Raw genomic sequence first — 22,940 nt, 5'->3', positions numbered from 1 at the left:
GTAGGTTGAGGAACGTCCGATGGACCAGGACAAACGTTTCGGTGTCCAGACCCACCGCATCCACGTCGATCCGTTCCGAGGAGGTGACCCATGACCGCTCCGACCGCGACGAGCGCACCTCGTCCGGTGCGCACCCGTCTCACGCTCACGCGAGAGACCGCCGTCGACCGCGGCAGCGCCGGGTGGGCCTCCGCCGACGAGGCCGAGCGACTGCGGGCCGTCTTCGATCACCAGCGGCGTGAGGCCCGGGAACTCGCCGAGCTGTACGACACCCTCGCGCCGCTCGCGGAGGGCGTCGCGGCCCCCGGGTTCGATCTGGAGATGGGCGCCGAGTTCACGCATGCGGTCGCCGTCGCCCTGCGCACCACCCCGACGAACGGGGAGGCGATCCTGCACGACACCTCTCTCACTGTGGAATACCTGCCGCGCGTCCATGAGCGCCTGCGCGAGGGGGTGCTTCCGGTCGCGTGGCATCGGCGGATCCTGCGCGTCGCGAGCGGCATGGATCCGCGACAGCGGGCCGCCCTCGACCAGCACCTTGCGCAGTGGGATCTGGAGCATGTGGGGCTGGAGCGGTTCCGCACCGAGCTGCGGTATCTCGCAGCGTGGATCACGGCCGAGGTCGGCGAGACACCGGTCCCGGAGGATCCGCAACCGTCCGTCGATCTCCTCCCGGACACGCAGAACGACGGCAGCGGGTGCATGATCGTCACCGCCTCCTCCCCGGAGTTGCGCAGCTACACGCACCGGCTCGACGGTGCCGCCCGTGCCGTTCAGGCCGCCCAGAAGGCTGCGCTCGAACGGGGCGATGCGATCCCCCACGACCCTGAGGGGGAGGTCGCGCGCACGGGGCGGCCCATGTCGTTGGCACGCCTGCGTACGCGGTTGCTGCTCACAGCCCAGTTCGACCTGCAGGGGGTGGCGCTCCCCGCCGATCGTTTCCGTGTGAACGTCACCGTGCCGGTGCTGACCCTCCTCGGCCTGAGCGACGCCCCGGCGCTGCTCGAGGGGCAGAGCCCGGTCCCCGCGCGTCTGGCCCGGCGCCTGGCCGCCGAGTGCCCCGACTGGTACCGGGTCCTCACGGATCCAGCGACCGGAGCATTCCAGCCGCTCCCGGCCCAGCGCTACGTGCCGACCGGGGCGATGCGCGAGCACCTGCGGCTGCTGAACAGCACCTGCGCGGCGCCCGGGTGCATCCGCTCGACTCTTCGTGGCGCGGAGGCCGACCACATCGAGCCCTTCGATTACGCCGATCCCGAGCACGGCGGCCGCACCTCGATCGAGAACCTCCACCTGCTGTGCCGCTGGCACCATCAGCGCAAGACGGCGCGGCAGCTGCGCCCGGAGCGCTTCCCCGATACCGTCGCCCCGCCGGCAGCCGGACCGCAGGCGGCCGCCACTTCACCGAGATCCACCCGACCGGCAGCCACCCCGCCGTCAGCCACCCCACCGACGGCCTCTCACCCGGCGGTGGGACCGACGTCCACGACCTGGGGTGTCGGGCCCGACCGCGCGGGGGTGCGAACGACCACGGTGACCGATCGAGATCCCGGAACGGTCTTCTCTTTGCGCGACCTGCTGACTCTGCCCGGGTTCAGCGGTTTCGGCGATCTCATCACAGGACGCGGCGCCCGACCCCCCCGGCGGCGGGGCGCCGACTCCGGGTGAACATCCCACGGTGAAGGGATCTCCCCCTCCCAGTGGCAGATCTCTCCACGAGGGAGCGCCGTCGCTGTTCACGCGCCGGACATGACTGCACCTCGATCACTCCACCGGGCCCAGCTCGACGAGCACGCGGGCCTTCGCGCGAACATGAACGGACCCGCAAGCCGTGCCTGTGGGGCACCGTCGGCTGGACTGGGGCCGACGCCTGCGGGTCCGGGCGGCTCCGGTGGCTTCGGCAGCGACGGCTCCATGGCCCCGGGCGTCACGCTGGGCCGGCGAGGGTGCCGACGAAGGCTAGTCCCGTCGCACACTCGCACCCCTCACAGCTCCGGCTTACCCTCGCGCCAGTACCCCATGAACTCCACCTGGTTGCGGTCCATGCCCACCTCGCGCACGAGGTGCCGGCGCAGGCGCTTGATCACCGCGGCCTCGCCCGCCAGCCAGGCGTACAAGCGGTGCGGATCCGCGGGCAGTCCCGCGCCCGTCGCGACCGCGTCCGTCGCCTCTGCGGCCTGCCCGTCGGCTCCACCATCGGTGTCTGCCGCGGTGAGATTGTGCGTCTCCCACAGCAACTCCGCATCCACGTTCACATCCGCGAGGTCCTGCCCATCGACCCGCGGCAGAACGGCCCGCAGGCCTGAGTCCTCGGCGAGCAGGCGTCGCACCTCCGCCTCCAGCAGTTCCCCGTGCGGACTCGCCTCCCCCTCGGCCGCACCCTTGCGCACCAGGTACGTCACGGCGATTCGCGATTCCGTCGACAGGTCCAGGCAGTCGTCAGCGCATGGCACCTCGATCACGGCACGGCCGCGCAGATGTGCCGGGGCGCTGTCAAGGATGGATGCGATCGCCGGCAGTGCCGTCTCGTCACCCACCAGCAGCACGTCCCGGGAATCCGCGGGCCGGAACTCGATACCGCCGTAGCCGGTGTCCACCAGGTGTCTGTTCGGGCCCAACACCGTCACATGATCGCCCACCTGCGCGTTCTGCACCCAGCGAGCGGCCACTCCCTGACCGAACACATCCTCGTCCATGAGGTGCAGCACCATGTCCAGATCGATCTCCGGCAGTGAGGTGATGCTGCGCGGATCTCCCGCAGCGCGCTGGGCCCGCACCGTGTACGTGCGCATCCATCCGCGGTCGGACGGGTCGATCTGCAACCACTTCCGGTACCAGTCCGTGAGATGCTCCAGACTCACATCAGCACCCGGGCGCACCTGCGCGAAGTGATCGGCAGTATTCGCCGGGCCCGGAATGACCAGCTTGATCCGAAGATCCCACGGATCCGCGCCCACCCCGAAGTGCTCCAGATCCGCCGACGCCAGGGTGACGCGCCGCAGCGACGCGCTCAACTGCCGCACGGCCACGACCTCGAGATCGAAGGCCAAAAGGGCGCTGTGCCGCAGAGCAGGTACAGCGGGCGCGGCGGAGGCCCTCACGTCGGCGGGGGTACCCGTCACGGGGGTGCCCGTCGCGGCCACAGCGGTGTCACGGCTGGTCATCGTCGGCTTCTCCTCGGGGCACGGGCACCACCATCGGGGTGCCGGTCAGTGGGTCGGGCACGATCCGGGCGTCCAGGCCGAACACGACGCGAACGATCTCCTCAGTGAGCACTTCCTCGGGGGCGCCCTGGGCATGGATGCGGCCTTCGCGCACCGCCACCAGGTGGTCGCCGTAGCGGGCAGCGAGGTTCAGATCGTGCAGGACGATCGCCACCGTGGTGCCGCGGCGCCGGTTGAGATCCCGCACCACGTCCAGCACGTCCAGCTGGTGGGTCACGTCCAAGTAGGTGGTGGGTTCATCCAGCAGCAGCACGTCGGTGCGCTGTGCCAGTGCCATCGCGATCCACACCCGCTGGCGCTGCCCGCCGGAAAGCTCATCGACGGCGCGCTCGGAGAGGCCCTCCGTGCCGGTGGCCTGCAGGGCCTCGACAACGGCGGCCTCGTCCTCCTCGCTCCAGTGCGGGAACAGGCCCTGGTGCGGGTAGCGTCCGCGGGAGACCAGCTCCCGCACCGTCACCCCGTCCGGTGCCAGGGGCGACTGTGGCAGCACCCCCAGGCGGCGGGCGAGGTCCTTCGCACGCAGTCGGTGGATGTCAGCGCCGTCCAGCAGCACCCGGCCCGAGCGCGGCGGCAGCAGACGGGAGAAGCCTCTCAGAAGCGTGGACTTCCCGGACCCGTTCGCCCCGACGATCATCGACACCCGCCCCGGCGGGAGGGCGAGGGTGACGTCGTGGATAACCTCGCGGGAGTCGTAGCCCAGGTGCAGATCGTGGGCGGACAGTTCAGCCATCACCTGTTCTCCTCGGTCCGGGTCAGCAGCCACAGCAGGAACGGGGCACCGAGCGCGCCGGTGAGCACGCCGACGGGAAGGTCCACGGGGCCGAAAGCAGTGGAGCCGAGCACGTCCCCACCCACCACGATCACCGCACCCACCAGGGCCGAATCGACCAGGCTTGGGCGGCCGGCGAGGGCGCGGGCAATCGGCCCGGCCAGCAGCGCCACGAAGGCGATCGGTCCGGTCACCGCCACCGCCAGGGAGGTGAACAGCACACCCAGGCCGATCAGCGCCAGGCGGGTGGTGACCACCGGCACGCCAAGACCGGCGGCAGTCTCCTCCCCGAGCTGCAGGATCCGCAGCCGGGTGCGCAGCGCCGCGAGCAGCGGCAACAACACCGCCAGGCTGAGCGCGAGCACTTGCGCTCGCGGCCAGGTGGAGGAGGTCAGCGAGCCGATGCTCCAGTGAAGGGCGTCCCCGGCGGCGCGGGAGGGCAACCGGGTGACGACGTAGGAGATGACGGCGCTGAGGGCCGCGCCGATCCCGACGCCCACCAGCACGAAACGGTTGTCCACGCGGCCGCGGCCGGCGGTGCCACGGTGCGCCCCGGCGATCAGCAGCACCAGTACCGCGGTCGTCACGCCGCCGATCAGAGAACCCCAGAACTGGGCGCCTGCCGCTGTGCTGGCCACGGCGAGGGCGAGGACGCCACCGGTGGACGCTCCGAGGCTCACACCGATCACATCCGGAGAGGCGAGCGGGTTGCGCAGAAGCGTCTGGAACAGGCATCCCGCCGCACCGAAGGCGATCCCGGCCAGCACACCGACCACGGTGACCGGCAGGCGGCTGTGCAGGACGATGAAGGAGACGCCGGGGATCATCTCCCCGCGCAGCACCGCGAGAGCGTCGGCCGGGGCGATGACGGGCGTTCCCAGCAACACCCGCGCGATCATCACTCCCAGCAGCAGGGCCAGCAGGGCGAGCTGTCGGAGGCAACGGCCGGTGTGCCGACGGGCGGGAGGGGTGGACGCGACGCCACCCGCGGGCAGGGCCGAGGTGGCGTTCACAGGCCCACCTGCTTCCGGGAGCGCACCAGCACCAGGAATACGGGAACTCCCAGCACCGCTGTCATCACCGCCACCTGCACCTCCGAGGGCGGCGCGATGACACGGCCGAGGACGTCAGCCAGAAGCACCAGGATCGGCCCCAGCACCAGACTCAGCGGCAACAGGCGCCGATGGTCGGCGCCCACCAGCAGGCGTGCGGCATGGGGGACGACGAGCCCCACGAATCCGATCGGTCCGGCCAGGGCCACGGCCGCACCGGCCAGCAGCACCACCCCGATACCGATCCGCAGTCGCGCCGGGCCCACCCGCACCCCCAGGCCAGACGCGGCGTCGTCCCCGAGCGCCAGAGCGTTCAGGGCGCGGGCGCTGAGGAGGAGGATCGCCGCGCCGAACAGCATCACGGCAGCGGCACTGCCGACGTCGGGCAGAGAGCGGGCGCCGAGCGTGCCGACCTGCCAGATCCGCAGCCGGTCCAGGGCGCCCTGGTCCAGCATCATGAGGGCGCTGACTAAGGAGGTGAGCCCGGCAGTGACGGCAGCGCCGGCCAGGGCGAGCTTCACCGGGGTGGCCCCGGAGCGGCCGCGGGACGCGACGGCGTAGACGAGCACCGCACCCAGGCCCGCACCGAGGAAGGCCAGGCCCATGAACTGCACGATCTCGCTGATGCCCAGCCAGTGGACGCCGATCGCCACGGCGGCGGCCGCCCCGGCGTTCAGGCCCAGCAGACCCGGGTCCGCCAGGGGGTTGCGGGTCATGCCCTGCATGCCGGCACCCGCGAGTGCGAGCGCGCCGCCGACGACGAGGCCCACCGCGGTGCGGTGCAGGCGGGAGGTCACCACCACGTGGTCGGTGAGGTCGAGGTTGGGTGCGGTAAGTGCCTCCCACACAACGGAAGGCGGCACAGTTCGAGCGCCGACCATGACCGACAGCACCGCCGCCACCGCCACGGCCGCGAGACCAAGCAGGACCGTCAGCCACGGGGTGCGACGCAGCGCCCCGCCACCTGTCATGACCGATGCACTGCCGGTGGGCCGGGGCTCGGCAGGGCGGCGAGGGTGGAGGTGTGCCGTCTGCACCAGGAGGCGAGCGGTCTGGTCAGGCCTGGGCGGTCTGGGCAGCGGAGACCACGTCCGGGACGATGTTCTCGATCGCCCAGGGAATCGACAGCGCATTCAGCGCGGAGATCGCCAGGGTCGTGTGATCGTCAGCGGTGAGCACCAGGGCGCCCTTCTTCACCGCGGGGATCTGCCCGAACATCGGGTGCTGTTGAAAGCTCTCCACGGTGGCGCCGGCCGCTGCCCACGAGTAGAACACGTCGGCGTCGAGCTCGTCGGCCCGCTCCGGGGACCACTCCAGAGAGAAGGTCTTCTCGTCGGCGGTGTTCTTGGTGACCACATCGGCCAGACTCATGCCGAGAGCGCTGAAGAAGCGGGAGCGAGTATCACCCGCGGTGTACAGGGTGAGCGCACCGGTGGGAAGATCGAGGTTCCCAGCGATGAAGGACGACGCCGCCACGGCGGGGTTCTCCTCCCCGGCGGCGGCCAGACTCCGGGTGAGCTCGTCGCGCAGCGCGGTGGCCTCGTCCTGCTTGCCGACGGCGGTGCCGATGGTCAGCAGGACGTCGTCCCAGGCGGCGGTGTAGTCCGGGGCAAGGGGGCCGATCGTCGGGGCGATCTGCGAGAGCTTGTCGTAGTCCTCCGGGGTGAGACCGGAGTAGGCACCGATGATGAGGTCCGGGGTGTTCGCGGCGATCTCGTCGAAGTTCACGCCGTCGGCCTCGGAGTATTGCGCGGGGGCCGTGTCGCTGCCCCACTCAGCACCGAGCTCGCCGAGTTTCGCGTCGATCCAGTCGGTGGAGGTGTTCGCGTTGCCACCCCATTCGACCGCCGGCATCGCGACGGGCACGACGCCGAGGGCGAGGAGCGTATCGGCGTTCACCCACGACAGGGTGGCGATGCGCTGCGGGGTGCCCTGGATCTCGGTGGTGCCGTAGATGTGCTCAATGGTGGTGGTGCCGCCTGCGTCGGAGGCGCCTGATCCCCCGGCCGCACCACCGTCGGCAGAACCGGTATCGGATCCGCCGGAGCAGGCGGCGAGAGCGGGCAGGGTCGCCGCGGCGAGCAGCAGAGAACGACGAGTGGTGCGCATGAGGCCTCACGATCAAGGAAGGTGGCGACGGCCTGGGCGGCGTCGCTCGCGAAGTCGGGCGGACTGGAGGACCGATCCGCCAACTAAGGTCAACCTTACCCGATTGCGCAACTGGAATGGTTCATAAAACGGAGGTGCTGGTCACGGGACGGGCCTGGGGCACGCCTGCGGACTTCCCGGGCCGTTCAGCGATCGCTACGAGGCCAGTGCCGAGCATTCGCTGCAGGTCCACGAGCCCGCGGCGCACCGCCTCCGCACGGTGATGTCAGGAGCCGTGCATGGGCGTCAGGACCGGGCCGGACCATCGCGGCGGGCTCTGCCGCCCGTAGTGTGCGGCCGCGACCTGCCGGGGTCAGTCCGCCGCGCCCCGCGCCTCGCCGTCTGCGGCGTCGGTGGCGGTGGCGGCGTCGGTGGCGGTGACAGCGTCGGACTCACCCTCGATCGCGTCGGCCGGCTCCTCGAGGGAGTCGGCACCGACTGCGCGGTACAGATCGATGAACTGCTTGGCAGTGTCGGGGCCGATCATGAGACGCAGCACCGGCGAGACCTCGTACGAATCCCCCTGCTCATCCAGAAGCCCGGCCCGCTGGAGTTTCGCGATCGAAGCGCGGACCTCCTTGGCGAACCCGGCTTCGTCGGTCGACGCGGTGCGTCGGTATGCGGCGAGCGCCTGTTGGATCTCCACCTCCGATACCACGGCGCGCTGCCCTCGCGAGGACTGCGTCAGCAGCATCTGACGCAGCACCAGCAGCAGCACGGAGTCGAGGCGGTTCAGTCCGGTGAGGCGGCGCAGCAGCTTCGGGGCGTCGGGGTCGTCCTCGCTCTGGCGCACGAACGCGACCTGCGCGTCGTCGTCCACCACCAGTTCGAGGAACAGGTCGGCCAGCCGGGATTCGATCGCAGCCCGGTCGCGCAACAACTGTCCGAAGCGGTCGCGGTCCTTCCGGCCATCGAGGAACGGCCCCTGCAGCAGCGCGACGAGGACGCGTCGGGAGTCGTCGACGAGCTGCCCCGACGTGGGGCTCGCACCCTCCTCATCGTGCTCGGAGTGGTCGGTGGCGGAGATGTCGGCGTCGGTCACACGTCGAGCCTATCGGCCGCCCCACCCTCTACCGGGTGGTCGACGTCCGTCTGGCGCGGCGACGAGAGACCGCCGCTGTGCCTACTGTGTCAGCAACCCTGTGTGGTCCGGCCCACGGCGACGTGGTCCGACGCTCACGACGGACGGAAGGACATCCATGAACGGCAATCTCCCCGGCTGGGTCATCCCGGTCGTCATCGTGGCGCTGGTCGCGCTGCTGCTCCTGATCATCGTCGGTATCGCCGCGTCGAAGGCGAACGCCCGCAAGCGCGCCGAGAAGGAGGAGGCCGACCGCCGTCGCGCCGCCGAGATCCGCGAGGAGGCGGAGCGCGAACGCATCGACGTCGAGGAGCGTGAGCTCCGCGCCCGCGAGAGCGCTCTGGCCGCCGACCGGGCTGACCTCGAGGCCGCCAAGGCCCGCCAGCAGGCCCAGGATCACCACCGCGAGGCCAGCACCGCGCGTGAGGGTCTGGATGATCGCCTGCGGCAGGCCGACGAGCTCGACCCCGATGGCGGCGACCGTGAGGGCCTGCGCGACACCGGTGCCGCCGACGACCGCGGCCTCACCGACGGCGACGCCCAGCACCGTCCCTCGATCCACCACGACCGCGACGGCCGGCTGCGCCGCGTCGACACCGAGGGGGAGACCCGCGTGGTGGAGGGCGACCGCCTGGACCACGACGGGATCGTCGAGGACGCCCCACGGCATGGTCGCCGCGCGGACCGCAGTGGTGGTGACGTCACCCGCTGAGTCCGCTCTCTCACACGACGGCGGCCCCGCACCGGACAGGTGCGGGGCCGCCGTGCATGCAGGACGGGGCGCGGCAGGGTGGGATCAGGCGGCGCCCTTGCGCACGGTGATGGTCCATCCTGCGTCCTGCCCCTCGGCGCGCTCGAAGTTCACCACCTGGTGGCCCGCCTCGGCGGCCCACTGGGGAAGGGAGTCGGTGGCCTGGGTGCAGTCGAAGTCGATGACGAGGTCGTCGCCGGGGGCGAGCTGCTCCATGGCGTTCTTCGCATCGATCAGCGGGAACGGGCAGACGGAGCCGTTGGTGGCCAGGGTGTAGGCGGCCATGGGGTCCTCCTCGGGGCGGGGGTTGTCAGTGGGTGGAGATTGTCAGGGGGTGGAGGGCGTGCGTGGGGCGAGGTCGGCCGCGCGCCGCGTTCTCAGGCGGTCTTCACCAGGGCCGGTGCGGGGCGGGCCGCGGCGGCATGACGCTGCGGACGCACCAGCACGACGTACGAGGCGAGCCAGGTGCCGAGCACCATCACCGCGAAACTGACCCAGCCCTGGTAGCTGAACAGGGAGGTCTCCACCAGGGCGTTGCCGATGGTGCAGCCGCCCGCCAGGGCGGCGCCCACGCCCATCAGGGTGCCGCCGCCGGCGCTGCGGCCGATGGTGCGCGCGTCGGGCACCCGCCAGCGGAACTCCCCGGAGAGTTTCGCCGCGGCGAAGGAGCCCAGCAGGATGCCGAGGACGAGGTACACGCTCCAGTCGACGAGCGTGACGTCACCGGTGGCGAGGAAGCTGACGATCTTCGCGGAGGGCGTGGTGATGCCGAGCCCGCCGTTGCGACCGGAGGCGGTGGAGGTGACCCAGGCGATGATCGCGATCAGGCCGACGAGCACACCGCCGACCCACGGGGACCAGGGGCGGTCGGCCAACCAGTGACCGAGTCCGTGACGGCGTGCGGGCAGCTGGACCGGGCGGGGCCGACGGCGATCCCGCCGCACATCGCGCACCACGAGGGCCGCCACCAGCAGGGTGAACACCACGATCGGGACCCAGATGCCCACGCCGAGGGTCTCCTGGATGGTCGCGTCGGCGACGGTGCGGGAACGCGCGGCCTCGGTGAACGACCCGAGCGGGCCGTACTTCATGACCGACGCGGTCACGGCGTACAGCACCAACGCGACCCAGGAGCCGATCAGGCCCTCCCCGGCGCGGTAGTAGGTGCCGGTCGCGCAGCCCCCGGCCAGGACGATGCCGACGCCGAACAGCAGGCCACCGCCGATCACGGCGAGCGGGGCGAAGGGGGCGGCCTCCGGTGCGAGCACCCCGGCACCGGTCAGCAGGGCCACACCGATCGCCTGGATCGCGATGGCCACCAGGAACGGCGTGAAGTAGCGGGTCGAATGCTGCATGTAGAGGTCACGGAAGGCTCCGGTCACGCAGAAGCGCGAACGCTGCAACACGTAGCCGAGGGCTCCGCCGACGAGTAGTCCTGTGAACACCATGTCGACACCCTATCTTTGGCCGCACATTAGGTGTGCTTATGTGGCGAGGTGTGAACGCCCCCACGGCGGTCCGTGACGGGATGGGACGATGACCCGGTGAGCCACGACCCCGATCTCGAGCGCGATCTGCGCGTCGAACGCGTGCTGCGCACCGTCGAGCAGCTCCCGCCCGGGCGTGTGGCGGCCTACGGGCAGGTCGGTGCGATCGCCGGTGTCGGGGCCCGGCACGTCGGGCGGATCCTGCGCGACTGGGGCGCCGACGTCCCCTGGTGGCGGGTCGTCGCGGCCGACGGCACCGTCGCACCCCCACTGCGCGACGCGGCGTTCGCGCACTGGGAACACGAGGGGATCCCGGTGCGGCCCGACGGTGCGGGCTGCCGCCCCCGGGAGGTCGGCGCCGACCTCCACGCCCTGCGGGAGGCGGCCCGACGGGCCTGGGCGGACCTGCCGCAGGACCCGGGGTAGAGCGCCAGCCGGGCATGAGGACCGACGACAAAGGAATACGACGAGGTCACCCGGGAAGAATGGCTCATCGGGGTCGCACCGGGCGTCTGGGGGTCTGGTCGCGGCGCGGCCGCGCTCCTAGATTCACCCCATGATCGACCATGCCGGACACGACCTGTCGCAGATCCTTCTGACTCAGCTGGCCCAGCACACCTCCGCGTCACTGACGATCCGCGGCGGTGAGGGCGGCGTCTCCGTCACCAGCGCGCTGCAGCTGCCCGCCAATGGTGTGGAGCCCAAGTACGTGCTCTCCCTGTGGAATCACGAGGGCACCCCGCTGCGTGTCGACTCCGTCGCCTTCACGGCACTGGCGCAGGACGGCGACGAGTGGACCTACTCCACCGCGGACGCCCCGCTCGACGGTGAGGCGGTGGTCCCGATCCCCGAGGGTGGCGTCGAGATCCCCGCGTACCACTACGTGGTGGCGCTCTACCCGATCCGTCTGCTGGAGCCCCTGATGCGTGAGGCGGCGGGACGGCCCGACGGCCAGGTGGACCTCATCGCCCACGCCGATGTCGCCGGGCGGACGGTCCTCGACTCCCGCGCGTACATCCTGGTCTGACCCGTTCAGACGCGGCGGCCGAGACCCGGTCGGCCCGCCTGGCCGGCTCCCCGGACGACGGCCCGGCCGGCCGAGGCCAGCGCCCGCTCCCACGGCCGTGGGGGCTCTCCGCTGATCGACGGCGGCATCATCACCACCGGGCAGCCCAGGCGGTACACGACGCTCGGGGCGAGCAGGGGCCGGGTGACCGGCGCCCGCGGGGCGTCGAGCACCAGCAGGCTCGCCCCCTGAGATGCCTCGACCAGCACATCGGAGGGGTTGCCGCGCACGAGACGAACCTCGACCCGCGGATCGTCCCCCACGACGGAGGCGACGTCAGCGGCGAGGCGGGACTCCTCCTGCGCCGCGGTGTCGACGGCGGCCCCGACCCGGGGGGGCGGCCGTCCCGGAGGACAGCGCGCGGGTGCGCCAGGCGCGCACCGCCACGAGCCGCCCTCGGCCGTGCAGGTCGAGCTGATGCAGACCCCAGCGCAGCGCGGCGGCGGAGGTGGAGGTGTCGCTGATGCCGACGACGACGACAACGTCGTCCTCGGGGGTGGATGCGGGAGTGGTCATGGGGCGCTCCTCCTGAGTCAGACCGGCATGTCCACGGTCTCGTTGCCCTCGTCGTCGTACTCGATGAGCGGCGGGGCGATCTCCTCGAGGGACTTCCGTTCCGCGTCGACACCCCAGATGACCGCCACGGTCGCACCGATCAGCATCACGCCGGTGGCCAGCAGGTAGCCCCACATCATCGGGGTGCGCGAAGAGGCGTCACCGATGAGCACACCGAACAGCAGCGGGCCCAGGGACCCCGTGATCTGGGCGATCGAGAAGAAGTACGAGATCGCCTGACCGCGCACCTCCTGCGGGAAGATCTCCGAGACGGTGAGGTACCCCGCGGACGCACCGGCGGAGGCGAAGAAGAACGACACGCACCAGAAGATCGTGTGGGTGAGCGGGTTCAGCATCTCCGCCACGAACAGGAACGCCGAGACGCCGAGCACCACCCCCGAGACGCCGTAGCACAGGGCGATCATCTTCCGGCGACCGACGGTGTCGAACAGCGGGCCGAGCAGGATCGGGCCCAGCAGGTTCCCGATCGCGAAGGGGAAGAAGTACAGGGCGGCCTCGTCGGCACCGAGATCGTAGAAGTTCTGCAGCACCAGCGAGTACGTGAAGAAGATGGCGTTGTAGAGGAAGCTCTGCGTGATCATGAGCGTCGCCTCGAGCGCGGTGCGCGTCGGGTACAGCTTGAAGAACACGTAGATCAACTGCTTCGGCGTCAGCCCCTCGGTGCGTCGCAGCCAGATGGCCTCCTCGTCCTCACGCGGGGGCAGCTGTTTGCCGGCGTCGCGGACCTCCTGCTCGATGCCCTGGACGATCTTCTCGCCCTCCTCGACCCGGCCGTGCTTGGCGAGCCAGCGGGGGCTCTCCGGGATGTGGCGGCGCAGGTAGATGATCGCCAGGCCGAGGATCGGCCCCAGCATGAAGGCGATGCGCCAGCCGAGGTTCTCGTCGAAGTTGTCGGTGTTCAGCAGGATCGCGCTGGCCACCGCCCCGAGGCCGGCACCCAGCCAGTAGGTGCCGTTGATGGCGAGGTCTACCCGTCCGCGATGCTTGCCGGGGATGAGCTCATCGATCGCGGAGTTCACCGCGGAGTACTCCCCGCCGATGCCCATGCCGGCGACGAACCGGAAGACGTAGAAGAACCAGGCGTTCGGGGAGAACGCGCACGCCGCCGATGCCACCAGATACAGCCCCAGCGTCAGCGTGAACATCTTCTTGCGCCCCAGGGTGTCGGTGAGACGCCCGAACAGCAGGGCACCGGCCACCTCGCCCAGCAGGTAGATGGTGGCGGCCAGCGTGACCTGCTGCGTGTCCATGGACAGGCTGGACTCGAAGCCGCCGGAGGCGACGATCTGCACCTCGATGCCATCGAGGATCCAGGCCGTGCCGAGACCGAGGATCACCATCCAGTGGAAGCGCGACCACGGCATGTCGTGCATCCTCGCGGGGATGTCCGTCTTGATGGGGCGTTCCCCGTCGGTCCGCTCGGGGGTGATGGCGTGGGACATTCCTCGTCCTCTCCCTGTCCTGGGGCGGCCGAAGACCATGGTGTCGCCGATCACACCGCGCCGACGAGCAGGCTACGCCCTCGCGCCGCAGACCCGGAAGTGATCGACCGACCCGCGCTCGTCCTGTTGCCGGGCTGCGTCACACCGCCGGGACCTCACGCAGGAAGTAGAAGGCGGGCACACGGGCCCGGTATTCCCGGCCGTCGAGCTCCTGCCAGCTGACGAGCTCCGTGGACCCCTCGCGTTCCTGCGCGTTCTGGGTGGCGAGGAACATCAGCCCGATCACGCTGGCGAGGCCCTGCCGGGCGGGGCGGCGCGCCAGCACCTGGCCGATGCTCGCCTGCCCGTCGTCGGCGAGCACCCGGTTCACGTCCTCGGTGAGTCCCACCAGGTCGATGTCGTTGGTGCGTACGAGGTCCTGCAGCACCTCCACGCTGAGCACCGTCGCGTCGTGGACCTCCGCCTCCGCCGGGGCACCGGGGTCCGTCGGGTCCTTCAACTGGTGCTGCGCCACCGACGCCATCTGCGCCCGCGACAGCTCCAGCTCCAGGGGGAACGGCGCCCGGGTGGGGACCTCGTCCTTCTGCGCGAGGGCCAGGCCCTGTGCCTCCTGCAACGCCTCCAGCAGCACCCGATGCTGCCGGAAATCCTGGGAGCGGACGAACCGCGCCAGCGAGCGGTACAGCTCGGTCTTCACGTCGAGCACTTCCTGCGCCGGCTCGTACAGGTCGCTGAACACGTTGGCCAGGCGCTCCCGTTCGGAGCGGCTCAGGTGGCGGGCGAAGTCGCGCTCCAGGAGGCGGTCGACGAGGTCCTGGGCGGTGCGGGTCTGCACCGGGTCGTTGAGCATCCGGAAGAACGCGGTGAAGGTGCGGCCCACTGTCGACTGCCCCAGCAGGTCATCCCCGGCCAGCAGCTGCTCCAGGATCTCGCCGCGGGAGCCCTCCGGGGAGAGGATCTGCTCGCGCAGATGCAGGTCGACGGCGCGCAGGTCCTCGCGGTACTGCAGGAAGTCGCCCGACAGCTCCGCGGCGATCTGCAGCACGTCCCGCAGACGGTCCAGGGAGGCCTCCGGGCTCGGCAGCATCAGCTCGCCCTCCGAGAGGTCGCGGATCTGCTGCTCGATCCGGGCCCGCTCCCGCTGCAGGTCGGCCAGACGCACGTCCCGGTCGGTCTCCGTCTCCTGCGCCAGCCGGTCGAACTGCTGCAGCACCAGGGTCAGACGCGACTCGGTGGTCGTCGGCCGATGCTCCTGCAGGCTGGCGATGAACTGGATGGCGTCGATCGTCGCGGGCGACGGCTCGAAAGTCGTCTCCGTGTGCTGAGGGTCGTCGCGCCGGGTCAGGTATCCCTCGCGCACCCAGTCGTCGGTGTACTCGGCGGCGGTGCGGGCCTGGCCTTCGTCGCGCAGCAGGTCCAGGTGCGTGGCCACCCGCGCCACGAGTTCGCTGCGGGGCAGGCGCCGATCACCGGCCGGGAACACCGCCTGCAGGATCGCCAGCACCGCCGGGGCCTTGGTCGCGGCCAGCAGGCGCCAGGTGCTCGCGCGGCGCAGCTGCTCGTACGACTCCTTGCGGGCGGCCACCGTCTCCGAGCGGTGCGCCGTCCACCGGGTCTCGTCCAGGGCCGTCACGGGTGCCGAGTCTACCGAGGGCCCGTCCGGAGACGGCTCTTCATAGCATGGGGGCACCCGACCATCCCTGCTCTGGAGCCCCGATGCCCGCCACCGCGCCGACGTCCCTGCCCCGTCCCCGCCCGGAGGACCGCTACTGGGAGGAGCTGCCCGCGGGCCGTGGCCGCCTGCCCGGACGGGCCCACCTGCACAGCGACGCCCCGGTGGTGTCCCTCGACGGCGAGTGGTCCTTCCGGCTCGGTCAGCGGGCCGACGGCTCCGACCTGGGCGAGGAGACCACGATCCAGGTGCCGGGGCTGTGGCAGCTGCAGGGCCACGGCGCGCCGCAGTACACCAACGTCATCTACCCGATCCCGCGGGACGTGCCCCACGTGCCCGACGAGAACCCCACCGGCCACTATGCCCGCAGCGTCTCCGTCCCCGCCGACTGGGCCGACGCCCTCGCCGCCGACGCCCGGGTGCTGCTGCGATTCCAGGGGGTCGACTCCTGCGCCATGGTGTGGCTCGACGGGGAGGAGATCGGTGTGACCGCCGGGTCCCGTCTCACTCAGGAGTTCGACCTCACCGACCGGGTGCGGCCCGGGGCTGAGCACCGGCTTGACGTGCGGGTGCACCAGTGGAGCGTCAACACGTACCTCGAGGACCAGGACATGTGGTGGGCCTCCGGGATCTTCCGCAGTGTCGATCTGCTGCTGCGGCCCGTCGGGGGCATCCACGACCTGCGCCACATCGCCGATTACGACCCCGCCACCGGGGAGGGCACGCTGCGGGTGGAGGCCACCGGTATCGACGGTGCTCCGCTGCAGGCCCGCGTGCGGGTGCCGGAGCTCGGGATCGACGCGGCCACCGGCCAGGAGCTGCGCGTCGGCACCGTGGAGCCGTGGAGCGCCGAGGTGCCGCGGCTGTACGACGCGACCGTCGCCACCGATACCGAGACCGTCGCCCTGCGGATCGGCTTCCGCCGGGTCGAGATCGTCGGCCGCACGTTCCGCGTCAACGGCGAGCGCGTCGTGTTCCGCGGCGTGAACCGCCACGAGGCCGATCCGGTCGTCGGCCGCACCCAGCATGAGGGCAACCAGGACCTCGACGCCGCCCTCATGAAGCAGCACAACCTCAACGCGGTGCGGACCTCCCACTACCCGCCGCACCAGCGCTTCCTCGATGTGTGCGACGAGGTCGGCCTGTACGTGATCTGCGAGGGCGATTTCGAGACCCACGGCTTCCACGCGGACGTCACCGGGGAGGACCCGACCGGCGCCGCCCAGGGTCCCGCCGTCGACGAACGCTTCACCGAGACCCTCACCGAGCGCACCCGCCGCTTCGTGCACCGCGACCTGAACCACCCGTCGATCGTGCTGTGGTCCATCGGCAACGAGGCTGCGCACGGGCCGGTCACCCGAGCGATGATCGAGGAGGTGCGGCGCACCGACGCCTCCCGTCCGGTGATCTACGAGCAGGACTACTTCGCGCAGGACGTCGACGTCCACTCCCTCATGTATCCGCAGCATGCCGAGAGCGAGCAGATCGGCCGCGGGGAACTGGAGGACGCCTTCCGGGAACGACTGGCGGGGATGCACCGGGTGTTCGGGTCCGACGCCCCCGCCGCCGTGCTCGCCGACCCGCCGGCCCTCACCAAGCCGTTCCTGTGGATCGAGTTCGCGCACGCCATGGGCAACGGCGCAGGCTCCCTGAAGGAGTACATGGAGCTGACGGACCGCTACGAGGCCCTGCACGGCGGCTTCATCTGGGAGTGGATCGACCACGGCCTGGAGACAAGCGACGCCGACGGGAACCGCATCTACGGCTACGGCGGGGACTTCGGCGAGCGCCTGCACGATGCCAACTTCGTCGCCGACGGGCTGGTGCTGCCCGACCGCACGCCCTCCCCGGCGCTGGCCGACGCCAAGCACCACTACTCCCCCGTCGCCGTGAACGTCGAGCCGGGCCGGGTGCGGCTGCGCAACCGCTACGCCTTCCGCGACCTGACACACCTGCGGGCGGAGGTCTCCCTCGACGCCCAGCAGAGCTGGCAGGAGGTGGAGCTGCCGCCGCTGCGCCCCGGTGGGGAGACCGAGGTCGAGCTTCCCCGGCATGACGGCGCCGTCACCACCGTGCGGCTGCTGACTCGCAGCGCCGAGGGACCGGTGCCCGCCGGACACCCGGTGGTGATCGCCGAGCACGTGGACGCACAGCGCCTCACGGCGAGCGTCCCCGCCCCCGCCGCCACGATCACGCCGCGGCAGGAGGTCGAGGGGTGGAGCGTCGGGCCGCTGCGGTTGGATGATCTGGCGCGGCCGGTGGCGCTCGGGGACCTCGGGCTGGTGCATGCGGCGGTGGACCTGTACCGGGCGCCCGTCGACAACGAACGGGCGTTCACCGCGACCCCGCTCGAGAGCCGCTGGAAGCGGATCGGCCTGGACGTGCCGCGGCTGCGGTTGGTGTCGGCCGGGATCAAGGGACAGGAGCTGGTGGTGCACCGCCGCCTGGGTCTGGACGGCACGGGCCTCGGCGCCGACATCACCGAGCGGTGGAGCGCCGACGGCGAGCGCGTGTGGTGCGCCGTCGAGGTGGAACCGAGCCGCTTCTGGCCCGAGAACCTCCCGCTGCCGCGGATCGGCTACACCCTGGGGGTGGCCGGCGGGCTCGACGAGGTGACCTACACCGGGCAGGGCCCGCATGAGGCGTACCCCGACACCGGCGGCGGCACCACCCACGCCACCTGGACCTCCACCCTCGAGCAGCTGCAGACGCGGTACGTGATGCCGCAGGAGAACGGCAACCGCGCCCGCGTGGTGGAGGCGGTGCTGCGCGGCGCACCCGGGCAGCTGCAGCTGACCGCCCCGGACGGGCTGGGGCTGGCGGTGCGGCCGTGGTCGACCGCCGAACTGGACCGGGCCCGGCATGACGGGGCGCTGCGGGCCGACGGGAACACCTGGGTGACGCTGTCGGCGGCACTGCACGGCGTCGGCTCCGCAGCCTGCGGCCCCGCACCGCTGCCGCCGTACGTGCTGCACGCCCGGCCGGTGGCGTTCCGCTTCGCCCTGCAGGCCCGGTCCTGACGGCCCGGTCCTGACGGCGGGGTCCGCCTAGGGTGTGTTGTGAAAGGGTGTCCCGCCATCGGCGGGGCACCCTTTCGGTATGAGCGATCGAGATGTGATCACGGACGAGGTGTGGGCGCTGATCGGGCCGTGCTTCCCCGCGCCGAAGGCGACGGGTCGGCCGCCGATGGATCGGCGGCTGGTCGCGGAAGCGGTCGCGTGGAAGTTCCGGACCGGGTCGCCGTGGCGGGACGTGCCGGAACGGTTCGGGAACTGGAACACGATCTACCGCCACTTCGACCGGTGGGCCAAGACCGGCGTGTGGGCGTGCGCGCTCGAGCGCGCCCAGCAGGCCGCCGACGCGCAGGGCGAGCTGGACTGGGTGTGCTCGATCGACTCGACGATCGTGCGCGCCCACCAGCACGCCGCGACCCTTCCCCGCCACACAGGGGGGCCCATCGAACTACAAGAATCTCGGGCCTGAGCCGGGCGACCACGCGATCGGCCGCTCCCGAGGCGGCCTGACCTGCAAGATCCACGCCGTCTCGGACGGGAAGGGCCGCCTGCTCGCCTTCGTCCTCACCGGCGGCCAGGCCGCCGACACGAGCCTGCTCCCCGAGGTCCTGGACCAGATCCGGGTCCCCAGGCCAGGCCCTGGCCGGCCCCGCACCCGCCCGGACAGGGTCCTCGCGGACAAGGGGTATCCCTCCCGCGCGAACCGGGCCTGGCTCGCCGAGCGCGGCATCAAGGCCACCATCCCCGACCGGCAAGACCAGGCCGCGCACCGGCGCCGACGCGGCTCAGCCGGCGGACGCCCACCCGCTTTCGACCCCGAGGTCTACCGTGGACGCAACGTGATCGAGCGGTGCTTCGCCAAGCTCAAGCAATGGCGCGGCATCGCGATGCGCACCTGCAAGACCGCCCGCAGCTACGCCGCGGCCATCTCGCTCGCCGCGACCCTCCACTGGCTGACCAGCAAAGTTTGACAACACGCCCTAGCGGGCCTCGCCGTAGTAGGCGCCGGTGGTCTCCTCCCGGAAGGCGTCGAACTCCCCGGCGGTGATGCTGGCGCGGATGGCGTCGACCAGCCGCACCACGAACCGCTCGTTGTGGATCGTGCACAGGGTGGAGGAGAGCATCTCCTTGGCGCGGAACAGGTGGTGGATGTACGCCGCCGTGAAGTGGGTGCAGGTGTAGCAGTCGCAGGTGTCGTCGATCGGCGCGAACTGCCGCCGGTACCGGGAGCCGGTGAGGTTCACGCGGCCCGTGCGGGTGTACACCGCGCTGTTGCGCGCCACCCGGGACGGCGAGACGCAGTCGAAGGTGTCGGCGCCTGCGGCGACCGCCACGAACAGGTCGTCGACCTCACTGATCCCCAGCAGGTGCCGCGGCCGCTCGGCCGGCAGCTCATCGGTCACCCAGCCGACGATCGTGCCGAGATTCTCCTTCTCCAGGGCACCGCCGATGCCGAACCCGTCGAAGGCCCACTCGCGGCCGTCGGCGGCGGGGACCCGCAGGGCAGAGAGGTCCCGGGCGGCCTTGCGGCGCAGGTCCTCGTACTGGGCGCCCTGGATCACGCCCCAGAGCTGCTGGTAGGGGCGGTGGGTGCGCTCGGCGGTGAGTCGCGCGTGCTCGGCGAGACACCGGATGGCCCAGAGGTGGGTGCGCTCCAGGGCGCGCTCCTGGTAGGCGCGAGAGTTCATGAGCGTGGTGAGCTCATCGAAGGCGAACATGATGTCGGCCCCGAGGCCGTGCTGGATCTGCAGGGAGATCTCCGGAGTGAAGCGGTGCACGTCGCCGTTGATGAACGAGCGGAAGGTGACGCCGTCGTCGTCGACATGCGCCAGGCGCTCCTTGCCCTCGGCGACGGCGTCATCCTCCCCGGAGGCGGTGCGGGCCTTCTCCCCACCCGAGAACTCGCTGGAGAGGACCTTCTTGAACCCGGCGCCGAGGCTCATCACCTGGAAGCCGCCGGAGTCGGTGTAGGTGGGGCCGGGCCAGTTCATGAAGGCGCCCAGACCGCCGGCCTCATCGACCAGGTCGTGCCCCGGCTGCAGGTAGAGGTGGTAGGCGTTCGCGAGCACCGCCTGGGCGCCGAGGTCACGGACCGCCTCCGGCAGCACCGCCTTCACCGTGGCCTTGGTGCCGACCGGGATGAAGGCGGGGGTGGCGATGTCCCCGTGGGGTGTGGTGATGACGCCGGCGCGGGCCTTCTGCCCGTCCTGGGCGGTGATGCGGAAGCCGACGTCCTCCGGGGAGGGGGCCGGCGGGGTCGTGGGGTCCGTCTCAGCAGTCACCGCGTCATGCTCCCACGCGCGGTGGACGATGGGCGCACCTGCCGTAGGCTGACGCACTGTGAGCTCCGACCCCGCCGGCCGCCTGCCCGGCCGACCTGAGGCGCGGGCGGAGAACCCCTGGTGGGAGGAGCCGCCGGCGGGAGACCTCGCGCTGTGGCTCAACGATCCCGAGCCGGAGCCCGACCCCGCCGATCCCTGGCTCCAGGAGGCCGAGGAGGACGACCTCGCCTCCGAGAGCGCCGGGGAGGACGCCTGGTCCACGGAGCGGGCCGCCCGACAGACCGACCGCACCACCGCACCGCCGGCGGATGCCGCCGCCCTGAACCTGTTCCGGGCGGAGCTGCACGGCCTGCGGGCCCTCGCGATCGCGCTGGTCGCCGCGTACCACGTGTGGTTGGGACGGGTCTCCGGCGGGGTCGACGTCTTCCTGTTCCTGTCGGCGTTCTTCCTCACCCGCACGTTCCGGCGGCGCCTGGTGGCCGGGCGCCCGCTGGCGGTGCCGCGGTACTGGGTGCGCACCTTCAAGCGTCTGCTGCCGCCGGCCGCCGTGACCATCGCCGCGACCCTCGCGGCCACCGCCTGGCTGCTGCCGCCGTCGCTGTGGGACGCGGTGCAGCGGCAGGGTGTCGCCTCCGTGCTGTACGTGCAGAACCTCGAACTGATCCGGGCGGCCGTCGACTACGAGGCCCGCGATGCCGGTGCCGCCTCCCCGCTGCAGCACTTCTGGTCGCTGTCGGTGCAGGGGCAGCTGTTCCTGCTGTGGCCGCTGCTGGTGCTGCTCGTCTCCCCGATCGCGCGGCGCACCGGCCGTCCCGTCCTGGTGCTCACCGTCCTGTTCGGTCTGATCGGGGCGGCGTCGCTCACCTGGTCGGTGGTGGAGACCGCCGCGAACCAGCCCGTCGCGTACTTCGACACCCTCACCCGGGTGTGGGAGTTCGCCGCGGGCACGCTGCTGGCGCTGCTGCTGCCGGTGATCGACCGCGCCCTCGGGGCGCGCCGTCCCGAGGAGGGGGAGCCGCCACGCGGGCGGGTGCTGCGGGCGCTGCTCGGGTGGGTCGGGGTGGCGGCGCTGCTCGCCGTCGGTCTGCTGCTGGACGTGCGCGGTGCCTTCCCCGGGTGGATCGCACTGTGGCCGCTGGCGGCGGCCTCCCTGATCGTCATCGCCGGGCACTCCGGCACCCGGTGGGGGGCCGACCGGGTGCTGTCGTCCCGGCCGATGCGCTGGCTCGGCGACATCTCGTACGCCTTCTACCTGGTGCACTGGCCGGTGCTGGTGCTGTGGCTGGCCAGCGCCGGGCTGCCCCGCGCCGGGCTGCTCGACGGCACGGTGGTGCTGGCCGCCTCGGCACTGCTGGCGTGGTTGCTGACCCGCCTGGTGGATGCCCCGATCCGTCGCTCCGCCTGGCTCGACGCCCGCTGGCCCCGGGCGCTCGCCGTCGCCGTCACCAGCATCGCCCTGATCGTCGGCGGCACTGTCGGATGGCGGACCGCGCTGGCCCGCACCCCGGCACCGGAGGCCCGGTCGATCGCCTCCGACGGTGTGCTCACCACACCGCCCGCGGAGGTCGTGCCGCACGGCTGGCAGCTCGACCGCGAATGGCCGACCCTGCCGCACGAGTGCGCGGGCCGCTACGACCCTCCCACCGACTTCCCCCACACCCACTGCCAGATGTCCCTGCCGGCGTCCGCCACCGTGACAGGGGTGATGGTGGTGGTGGGCAGCTCCCACGCCCGCCAGTTCATCCCGGCGCTGGAGACCTACGCCTCCGAACGCGGCTGGATGCTGGTCAACATCCACATGGACGGCTGCCCCTTCACCCGCAACCCCGGCATCGGCGCCTACTGCGCCGGATACGAGGGCTGGGCGCAGAGCTACCTGCAGCAGGTCGATCCGGTGCTGGTCGCGACCACCGCCTCCCAGACCTCACCGGACGGCCCTGCTGAGACGCTGCCCGTCGGCACCGCGGAGGCGATCCAGGCGGTGCTGGACCGCGGCACCTCCGTGCTGGCCCTGCGCGACACGCCCCGGTGGCCGCAGGACCAGTTCGCCTGCGCCGAGGACGTGCTCGAATCCGGTGGCTCCCCCGCCGATGCCGACGCCGCCTGCGGCGCCCCCGCCGCGGAGAAGCTCGCCCCCGCAGATCCCCTGGCGCCGCTCGCCACCCTCACCGGGGCCGAGGGAGCCCGCGTCACCACCCTCGATCTGAGCGACACCATCTGCCCCGACGGCCGCTGCTCCCCCGTCCTGGGGACCATCCAGGTGTACCTCGACGACGACCACCTCACTCGCACCTTCACCGAGGAGGCGCTGGAGCCGGTCGTCACGGAGCGCCTGCGGCAGAGCCCTCCCGTACCATGACGCCTGGCCGGTTCGAG

General features: G+C 71.6%; 20 protein-coding genes. 7 read left to right on the top strand and 13 right to left on the bottom strand.

Going from position 1 to position 22,940, the window contains the following annotated elements; genetic code table 11:
* Positions 1–90: 90 nt before the first annotated feature.
* Positions 91–1,668: an HNH endonuclease signature motif containing protein gene (locus JSY14_RS08950; RefSeq protein WP_259558440.1), complete on the top strand. Its 1,578-nt coding sequence runs from the start codon at positions 91–93 to the stop codon at positions 1,666–1,668.
* A 317-nt stretch (positions 1,669–1,985) separates the two neighbouring features.
* On the opposite strand, the gene JSY14_RS08945 is transcribed toward JSY14_RS08950, so the two are convergent.
* From JSY14_RS08945 to JSY14_RS08920, 6 genes are all read right to left on the bottom strand, one after another.
* Positions 1,986–3,164 carry a siderophore-interacting protein gene (locus JSY14_RS08945; protein WP_259558439.1) on the bottom strand — a complete coding sequence of 393 codons (1,179 nt, stop codon included), beginning with the start codon at positions 3,162–3,164 and terminating at the stop codon, positions 1,986–1,988.
* A complete protein-coding gene (locus tag JSY14_RS08940) occupies positions 3,151–3,954 on the bottom strand; it encodes an ABC transporter ATP-binding protein (protein WP_259558437.1) in 804 nt (267 codons plus the stop codon). Before JSY14_RS08940 ends, JSY14_RS08945 begins: the two co-directional genes overlap by 14 nt.
* The gene (locus JSY14_RS08935) at positions 3,954–5,006 is read right to left on the bottom strand and encodes a FecCD family ABC transporter permease (RefSeq protein ID WP_259558436.1); all 1,053 of its coding nucleotides are present in this window, start codon (positions 5,004–5,006) and stop codon (positions 3,954–3,956) included. The genes JSY14_RS08940 and JSY14_RS08935 overlap by 1 nt, the downstream gene beginning before the upstream one ends.
* On the bottom strand, positions 5,003–6,016 hold the full coding sequence (locus JSY14_RS08930; RefSeq protein WP_259558435.1) for a FecCD family ABC transporter permease: 1,014 nt from the start codon (positions 6,014–6,016) through the stop codon (positions 5,003–5,005). Before JSY14_RS08930 ends, JSY14_RS08935 begins: the two co-directional genes overlap by 4 nt.
* Positions 6,017–6,101: 85 nt before the next feature.
* A complete protein-coding gene (locus JSY14_RS08925; RefSeq protein ID WP_259558434.1) occupies positions 6,102–7,154 on the bottom strand; it encodes an ABC transporter substrate-binding protein in 1,053 nt (350 codons plus the stop codon).
* Positions 7,155–7,506: 352 nt separating this feature from the next.
* Complete coding sequence (locus JSY14_RS08920) at positions 7,507–8,235, bottom strand: DUF4194 domain-containing protein (RefSeq protein ID WP_259558433.1); 729 nt, start codon at positions 8,233–8,235, stop codon at positions 7,507–7,509.
* Between the two features lie 157 nt (positions 8,236–8,392).
* Between JSY14_RS08920 and JSY14_RS08915 the strand changes: the two genes are divergently transcribed.
* Positions 8,393–8,986, top strand: a complete 594-nt coding sequence (locus JSY14_RS08915; protein WP_259558431.1) for a hypothetical protein — start codon at positions 8,393–8,395, stop codon at positions 8,984–8,986.
* 84 nt (positions 8,987–9,070) lie between these two features.
* On the opposite strand, the gene JSY14_RS08910 is transcribed toward JSY14_RS08915, so the two are convergent.
* Together JSY14_RS08910 and JSY14_RS08905 are read right to left on the bottom strand one after the other, a co-directional pair.
* Positions 9,071–9,310 carry a sulfurtransferase TusA family protein gene (locus tag JSY14_RS08910; protein WP_259558430.1) on the bottom strand — a complete coding sequence of 80 codons (240 nt, stop codon included), beginning with the start codon at positions 9,308–9,310 and terminating at the stop codon, positions 9,071–9,073.
* A 92-nt stretch (positions 9,311–9,402) separates the two neighbouring features.
* Complete coding sequence (locus tag JSY14_RS08905) at positions 9,403–10,473, bottom strand: YeeE/YedE family protein (protein WP_259558428.1); 1,071 nt, start codon at positions 10,471–10,473, stop codon at positions 9,403–9,405.
* Positions 10,474–10,569: 96 nt separating this feature from the next.
* On the opposite strand from JSY14_RS08905, the gene JSY14_RS08900 reads away from it, so the two are divergent.
* Complete coding sequence (locus tag JSY14_RS08900; protein WP_259558427.1) at positions 10,570–10,938, top strand: MGMT family protein; 369 nt, start codon at positions 10,570–10,572, stop codon at positions 10,936–10,938.
* Positions 10,939–11,068: 130 nt separating this feature from the next.
* Positions 11,069–11,539 (top strand): hypothetical protein, encoded by a 471-nt coding sequence (locus tag JSY14_RS08895; RefSeq protein ID WP_259558425.1) that lies wholly within the window; start codon positions 11,069–11,071, stop codon positions 11,537–11,539.
* 5 nt (positions 11,540–11,544) lie between these two features.
* Here JSY14_RS08895 and JSY14_RS08890 read toward each other — a convergent pair whose 3' ends face one another.
* From JSY14_RS08890 to JSY14_RS08875, 4 genes are all read right to left on the bottom strand, one after another.
* Positions 11,545–11,808, bottom strand: coding sequence for a hypothetical protein (locus tag JSY14_RS08890; RefSeq protein ID WP_259558423.1), 264 nt, complete (start codon positions 11,806–11,808; stop codon positions 11,545–11,547).
* A 46-nt stretch (positions 11,809–11,854) separates the two neighbouring features.
* Positions 11,855–12,094, bottom strand: coding sequence for a hypothetical protein (locus tag JSY14_RS08885; protein WP_259558422.1), 240 nt, complete (start codon positions 12,092–12,094; stop codon positions 11,855–11,857).
* A gap of 17 nt (positions 12,095–12,111) precedes the next feature.
* The gene (locus tag JSY14_RS08880) at positions 12,112–13,596 is read right to left on the bottom strand and encodes an MFS transporter (protein ID WP_259558419.1); all 1,485 of its coding nucleotides are present in this window, start codon (positions 13,594–13,596) and stop codon (positions 12,112–12,114) included.
* Between the two features lie 139 nt (positions 13,597–13,735).
* On the bottom strand, positions 13,736–15,229 hold the full coding sequence (locus JSY14_RS08875; RefSeq protein WP_259558418.1) for a DUF3375 domain-containing protein: 1,494 nt from the start codon (positions 15,227–15,229) through the stop codon (positions 13,736–13,738).
* A gap of 83 nt (positions 15,230–15,312) precedes the next feature.
* Between JSY14_RS08875 and JSY14_RS08870 the strand changes: the two genes are divergently transcribed.
* Together JSY14_RS08870 and JSY14_RS08865 are read left to right on the top strand one after the other, a co-directional pair.
* Positions 15,313–18,288, top strand: coding sequence for a glycoside hydrolase family 2 TIM barrel-domain containing protein (locus tag JSY14_RS08870; RefSeq protein ID WP_259558417.1), 2,976 nt, complete (start codon positions 15,313–15,315; stop codon positions 18,286–18,288).
* Positions 18,289–18,367: 79 nt separating this feature from the next.
* Positions 18,368–19,253, top strand: a protein-coding gene (locus JSY14_RS08865; protein WP_259558416.1) for an IS5 family transposase whose coding sequence is annotated in 2 segments (ribosomal slippage) — positions 18,368–18,715 and positions 18,717–19,253 — 885 coding nt in all. Because the reading frame shifts where the segments join, the coding sequence is not laid out codon by codon here.
* Between the two features lie 9 nt (positions 19,254–19,262).
* Here JSY14_RS08865 and tgt read toward each other — a convergent pair.
* On the bottom strand, positions 19,263–20,564 hold the full coding sequence (tgt, locus tag JSY14_RS08860; RefSeq protein ID WP_259558414.1) for a tRNA guanosine(34) transglycosylase Tgt: 1,302 nt from the start codon (positions 20,562–20,564) through the stop codon (positions 19,263–19,265).
* A gap of 58 nt (positions 20,565–20,622) precedes the next feature.
* Here tgt and JSY14_RS08855 point away from each other — a divergent pair, with 58 nt between their 5' ends.
* Positions 20,623–22,923 (top strand): acyltransferase family protein, encoded by a 2,301-nt coding sequence (locus JSY14_RS08855; RefSeq protein ID WP_259558413.1) that lies wholly within the window; start codon positions 20,623–20,625, stop codon positions 22,921–22,923.
* Positions 22,924–22,940 lie beyond the last annotated feature (17 nt).

Origin of the sequence: Brachybacterium sillae, assembly GCF_025028335.1 — a bacterium.
GTDB lineage: Bacteria > Actinomycetota > Actinomycetes > Actinomycetales > Dermabacteraceae > Brachybacterium > Brachybacterium sillae.
The sequence above is the reverse complement of the archived record's forward strand: the minus strand, read 5'-3'. Positions and strand labels throughout refer to the sequence as shown.